General features: G+C 69.2%; 3 protein-coding genes. 2 read left to right on the forward strand and 1 reads right to left on the reverse strand.

All coding sequences use genetic code 11. From position 1 onward, the window contains the following. Positions 1–177: 177 nt before the first annotated feature. A complete protein-coding gene (trxA, locus tag G4D87_RS31220; protein ID WP_163786346.1) occupies positions 178–2,475 on the reverse strand; it encodes a thioredoxin in 2,298 nt (765 codons plus the stop codon). Between the two features lie 496 nt (positions 2,476–2,971). Here trxA and G4D87_RS31225 point away from each other — a divergent pair, with 496 nt between their 5' ends. Together G4D87_RS31225 and G4D87_RS31230 are read left to right on the forward strand one after the other, a co-directional pair. Beyond that, positions 2,972–4,444, forward strand: a complete 1,473-nt coding sequence (locus G4D87_RS31225) for a serine/threonine protein kinase (protein ID WP_163786347.1) — start codon at positions 2,972–2,974, stop codon at positions 4,442–4,444. A 195-nt stretch (positions 4,445–4,639) separates the two neighbouring features. After that, positions 4,640–6,490: S28 family serine protease (locus G4D87_RS31230; protein ID WP_163786348.1), on the forward strand; the 1,851-nt coding region annotated here is incomplete at its 3' end.

A 6,490-nucleotide genomic window follows, 5' to 3' on the forward strand; every position in this document is an offset into this window, starting at 1 on the left:
GCGCCTCCCCGCCCAGCGACACCACGGTGGGGGACACGTAGCCGTTCTGGCGCGCGAGCTGGAACAGGGCCTGCGCCACCAGCGCATCCCGGTCCACGCCCATGTCGCGGCTCATCAACTCCAGCGCCCGCCACAGGGGCTCGGCGACTTCAATCGTCTGACGAATCCGCTTCATGACTACCCCCTCAGATTGTTCTGCCACGGCGACACATGGTTCGCGTCGGTCAGCCAGAAGAACATCGCCTGCGTCTCCGCGTACTGCTCTTCGGCAATCCCCGCCAGATTGGGATGCAGTTCCTGGAGGGCAACTCCTTCGAAATCAAACGTTGGCAGGTCCGGGTCGATGCGACCACGGGTCCGCCGGTTGCGGCACTGCCACAGCCGCTGCGTGGCCTGCCCCGCCGCGTGACCGAAGTCCGCCGGAGGCGTCAGCGCATCCGGCATCCGAAGCGCATCCTCCCCGCACGCCCACAAGAGCCAGGTCAGCGCGCTCCAGTCCCCACGGACCGCCCGGGACAAGGCCGGAAGCCCCAGCCCCTTCAAGGCCAGCGTCTCGTCGACATCCACCGAGTCACCTTCCGCATCCTCGACCTCCGTCTGCTCCAGCTCGACGGGCCCGTCCGGCAGCAGGGCCGACACATCGGGCGGCAGCCAGGGCACGTCCGCGCCAGGCTTGAAGCGGGAGAGAATCTCCGCGCGCAGCAACTGGAGCCGCGTGGCGTACTTGCGGACCACCGCCTGCACCGCGTCCAGGTCCTTCGTGGGCCCGTCGGGGACCTCATCGAACGTGCAGTGCGCCGGTTCACGCCCCGGCCAGAACTCGAAGCGAGGGAACAGCACCCGCCGATAGGCCGAGAGGAACTTCCACGAATCTGGCTCCGACGGCGCCAGCGCCTCCGCGTCCTTCTGCATCTGCTCGCCCAACCCCAGGTTCGCCAGGATGAGGCTCCGGGTGAAGAGGTACGCCGAGCGCTCCGGCGCGAGCAGCATCGCGGCCAGGATGAAATCCAACGCCGCCCGGGGCCGGTCCTGCTGGTCGTGGAGCACCGCGAAGCCCCGAAGCAGCGTCGCGGCCTCCGCGCCACGCATCAACGCATCCGCCAGCGCCGCCCGCTCATCCCCGGCGCTGTTCATCACGCCTTCGGCATGCTCGCGAGCACTCGCCTCCGTGCGAGGCAGGGTGAGCGCCTCCAGCCACGCCTTCAGCGGGTCCGCATCCAGCGACATGGCGCACGCCCGCGCCATGCCCAGCAGCGCCTCCCGGTAACGCCGGTCCGCCCGAGCCTGCTCGGCGAACGCACGCCATTCGGCGGCGCTCCTCGGCAGATTCGAGCACACCTCCGAGGCGTCCAGCGACTCATGGTCCTGGACGACACCCAGGTCCCGGGTGACGACGGCGTTGCCCTCCGCATCCAGCAGCTTCCACGTGCCGCACGCGAAGTCGTCCTCCATCTCCCCTTCGTCGAACCGCACCCGAGCGTCCGCGTACTCATCCACGGCACGGGAGTGGTAGCGCCCGTGTCGGCTGCCCTCGCGGAACTCGCCCTCCCAGAGGAGCTGTCCCTCCCGGTCCCAGAACCGGCACAGCCCGTGCCGCTCGGCCTTCGCGTTGAGCGACACGGATGCCCACTGGTCCTGGTCCTCGCGGTACTCGGCCTTCTCCGGGAGGTTCGCGGGCCGCGTGGGGTACGGCACGCCGGTGGAGGGCACCACGCGCTCACCGTCGCCGTTGTAGTGCAGCACCTGCGTCACGCGGCCGTGCGCGTAGACCATCACCGTGCGGCGGACCTTCTCGCTGACGCCATTCTCGTGCATCCGCTCGGTCGTGAACTGGTCGGACGCGTACCAGGTGCGCGGGCCGTGCAGGTCGCCCTGCTCGAAGGCGCCGTCCTGGGACACCTCTCCGCTCTCATGAAAGCGCTTGAAGGGCCCGTGGGGCTTGCCATGGACGAAGCTGCACTCGTTGCAGAGGGTTCCGTCGGCGCGCCAGTACTTCCAGGGTCCGTGCTTCTCACCCTCTTCGTCGGTGTCGCCGAAGCACCACTCCTCGTCGCCTGCGTCCCATTCCGCGTGGGGCGGGATGCCAGGCGGCGGCGTCCCCTCCTCCGTCAGCTTGCGGTTCGCCGCCCGCTGCTGCTCGACGGCCAGGTCCACGGAGTCCAGCTTGCTCAGCCAGGTCGCGAACGCCGAGGCCGACATCGCGCCCGACGCGCGCCGGACCTCGACGCCATCCTTGAAGGCCACCAGCGTGGGAATGGAGCGAATCTCCAGCCGGCCGGAGACCTCTTCCTGCGCCTCCGTATCGAGCTTGCCGAAGGTGATGTTCGGGAACTCCTTCGCGGCGGCCTCGAAGGTCGGCGCGAAGCCGCGGCAGGGGCCACACCACTCCGCCCAGAAATCCACCACGCACACCCCCGCCTCCTGGGTGATGCGCTCGAAGTTCTCCTGGGTCAATTCAACAGTCTGTCCCGCCACGGCGACTCCCTTGCGAGGTGCGTGGGGCGATAGAAATGAGCGGGAGCCCTCACGTCAACGGCGCAGTTCAAGAACGGCGCGCGCGACGCTTGAACACCGCCAAGCCTGGGAATTCACACGTGAATCCCGTCTCAGAAAACGAAAAAGCCCACGCCCTGAGAAGAACGCGCCCATGGAATACGGCCTCAGCCTCACGGGGCGAGGAGCACCGCCAGCAGACTCCGTGGATGCAAGCCAACGACGACGCGCGCCCACTCCAGGGCCTCACGGCGGAGGTCGTCGGGAAGATGCTGCGCCCCTGGCTGGATGGGTCCGTCCCACCTGGGAGAGGTCACCATGACCCCGGGTGAAACAGCTCCGAGAAACTCCTGAAACAATTACAATCCCGGCAGGTCGCTGAGCGAAGGGCCTTCCGCGAATTCACCGGCGGCTGCATCCGTCATCGGGAGGATCGACGCCAACGTTCTTCATCAGGCTCGGGTATACACGTTGCGTCATGAGTCGCTCATCCTTGGTCGAAACAGTGCTGGGGCAGAAGTATCGAGTGCTCCGGCGGATTGGCGTGGGGGGGATGGGCACCGTCTACGAGGCGGAGCAACTCGACGGAGGCCGCACCGTGGCCGTCAAGGTGCTCCGGCAGCACCTCCTCGGCGAGCCGGCCGTGCACGCGCGCTTCCGCCGCGAGGCCCAGGCCACCGCGGGCTTGAAGCACCCGAACATCGTCGAGGTGATGGACTTCCACGACGCCCCGGATGAGCCGCCCTTCCTGGTGATGGAGCTGCTGCAGGGCCAGACGCTGAAGTCGCTGATGAAGAAGGAAGGCCCCCTGCCCATGGAGCGCGCGGCGGCCATTGCCCACCAGGTGGCGACCGCGCTGGTGGCGGCGCATCAGGCCGGCGTCATCCACCGCGACATCAAGCCCGACAACATCTTCCTGGTCGACACGGGGACCGAGGCCCTCCAGGTGAAGCTGCTGGACTTCGGCGTCGCGCGGCTCATGCATGAAGACGACGCCACCGCGCTGGGCACGGAGTCCGGCGCCTGGGTCGGCACGCCGTCGTACATGGCCCCGGAGCAGATCCGCTGCCGCCCTGTCGACGGACGCGCGGACATCTACTCGCTGGGCGCCTGCCTGTATCACATGGTGACGGGACAGCGGCCCATCGACGTGGCGGACAACGTGGCCCTGCTCTCCGCCGTTCTCCACAATGTGCCCGCCCCGCTCAGCGGCGTGCGCACCGACGTGCCGGATGGCTTCTCCCTGGTGGTGGAGCGCACGCTGCAGAAGGACCCGGCCGCGCGCTACACGGACTCCCATGGCCTGGCCCAGGCGCTCGAGCCCTGGATTCGCGCCGCTCCCGTGGCGGCCCCTCGGCCCGAAGCCACGAGCGCAGCTCCCCCGGAGCCCGCGAACAAAGCAGCGGCGCCCTCAACGCCTGTCACGGCGAAACACGCCGCCACGCCACACACTCCCGGCCCACAGCACCACCAAGGCGCGGCGGAACACGCCGCCACGCCGAGCCCGCGCTCCCGCCTGCAGACCGTCCTCATGGTCGCCAGCGCGCTGGCGGTGGGCCTCGCCGCGACGGGAGGGCTCGTCTTGACGGCCTCCGGGATGACGCCCGCCGAAGAGCTCGCCCGCCTCCAGGTCGTCGAGCTGCCCCGCCTGACGGAGCACGGCGCCGCCACGCCCCGCGGGTACAGTGACGGCTGGGTCGCCGAGTCCATCGAAGGGCGCGTGTCCGCGCTCGACAGTTGCTACGCGCGAAACGGCGAGGACGCCGCGTGCCGTCAGGACACCTACGCCCTGGTCTACTCCCCCGAAGGTGTCGTCCTCGGGGCACGCATGCACCCGCCCCAGCCCATCCCGCTCTCACGGTGCATCAACAAGGTGCTCCAGGGGCTCTCCCTGGGCAAGCCACGCGAAGCCATCGCCGGCACCGTCACGGTCCTGCTCAGGCGGGAGTAATCCCTCCCAAGGGAATCAGAACCTCAACGCCGCGAGCGCTCCCGGCGTGAAGGCAGACAGCGCTCCGATGGAATTCTCCAACAGCACGCGGAGACTGGCACCCGCACCATGACGAAGCACGGCGATGGCAGCCCCATGCGCTAATGTCTCGCGGCAATTGCAGCCACGGCACCGCGTCCATCGACAGAGGGGTTCATGCTCCGTTCAAGAAGGTCGTCACACTCCATCCTGCTTCTACTCCCGCTGCTGCTGGCCCTGACCCAGACGGCCTGTGGCGGCGACACGCCCGAGCCCAGCCAGGACGCAGGCATCCCGACACCCGATGCTGGCAGGGACGACGCGGGGCCCTCCCCGGACGACGCGGGCACTGATGACGCGGGCACCGACGATGCCGGCACGGAGCCGGACGACGCAGGCACCGATGATGCCGGCACGGAGCCGGACGACGCAGGCACCGATGATGCTGGAACGGAGCCTGACGACGCGGGCACCGATGATGCTGGCACCGAGCCTGACGACGCGGGCACCGAGCCTGATGACGCGGGCACCGACGATGCCGGCACGGAGCCGGACGACGCGGGCACGGGTGAGGAGGACGGGGGCTCGGACCCGACGGACGGGGGCAGCGGAGACGGGGGCACGGAGCCACCGGAGTGCCCGTTCGGACCGCCGGATGGCGGTGTCTCGAACCCGGGCGACCCGACCGTCGTCCAGGACCCGACCGCGGACATCCTGGACCGGCTGCGGGCCATTCCCGGCCTCGCCGTCGCGGAGAACCCCAACGGCGTCTCGGTCCCCGCCGGTCACCGCTTCTTCGTCATGGAGTACGACCAGCCCGCTGACCACGCACGCCCCGAGTGCCAGCGCTTCAAGCAGCGATTGGTCCTGCTGCACCGTTCCGTCACGGCGCCCGTGGTCTTCTACACGAGCGGCTACTACGTGTCCCCGAGCGCGGGCCGCCGCGAGCTGACGACGTTGCTGGCCGCCAACCAGCTCTCCATCGAGCACCGCTTCTTCCTGCCCAGCCGTCCGGAGCCCGCGGACTGGAGCCAGCTCACCATCAAGCAGTCGGCGGACGACTTCCACCGGGTCGCCCAGGCCCTCAAGCCCATCTATTCCGCCTCCTGGGTGTCCACGGGCGTCAGCAAGGGCGGAGAGACCATGGTGTTCTACCGCCGGTTCCACCCCGAGGACGTGGACGCGACGGTGGCCTATGTGGCGCCGCTCGTGCTCGGCGAAGATGCGCGCTTCCCCGACTTCCAAGCCACCGTGGGAGGCCCGGAGCTGGCGTGGTGCCGCGAGCAACTCCACACCTTCCAGCGCGCCGTGCTGAACCGCCGCGAGGAGATGGTGACGCTGCTCCGGACCTACGCCGCGAACCGGGGCCTCACCTACAACCAGCTCGGCTTCGAGCGGGCCCTGGAGCACGCCGTCATCGAGACGTACTTCGCCTTCTGGCAGTACTCCGTCCCCCAGTACTGCGACGCGTTCCCGGATGACACGGCGTCGAGTGAGCACCTGCTGGAGATGATTGACTGGGCGGTGGGCCTCGCCACGTTCTCCGACAACGGCAGCTCCGGCATCACTCCGTACTACCCCTACTACTACCAGGCGAGCCTGGAGCTGGGCTGGCCCAAGCCCTACGAGGCGCACCTGGGCGACCTCATCCAGTACCCCGGCACCAACATCGCGCCGGTGTACTCGACGCCCGGCGTGCCCGCCGTGTTCCGGCCCCAGGCCATGCAGGACATCGCGGACTGGCTCGTGGCGCATGGCCAGCGGGTGATGTTCATCTACGGCGACCTGGACCCGTGGACGGCGGCGGCGTTCCCGCTCGGCAACGCCCAGGACTCCTTCGTGTTCACCGTTCCGGGCGGCAATCACGGGAGCGCCATCAACCAGCTCCCCACCACCCTGCGGGTCCAGGCCCAGGACATCGTGCGGCGCTGGGCAGGCGTCCCATCACTGAAGCACGCCCCGGTGCCGCTCCCGGAGGCAGACGCCGTCGAGTTCGGCCCGCACCTGCCGCCCCGGCTGCAACACCCC

This window comes from Myxococcus vastator (assembly GCF_010894475.1).
Taxonomy (GTDB): Bacteria; Myxococcota; Myxococcia; order Myxococcales; family Myxococcaceae; genus Myxococcus; species Myxococcus vastator.

Excerpts from the sequence above, each read along its gene's own strand:
- G4D87_RS31225 (WP_163786347.1), top strand. The coding sequence starts at position 2,972 with ATGAGTCGCTCATCCTTGGTCGAAACAGTGCTGGGGCAGAAGTATCGA.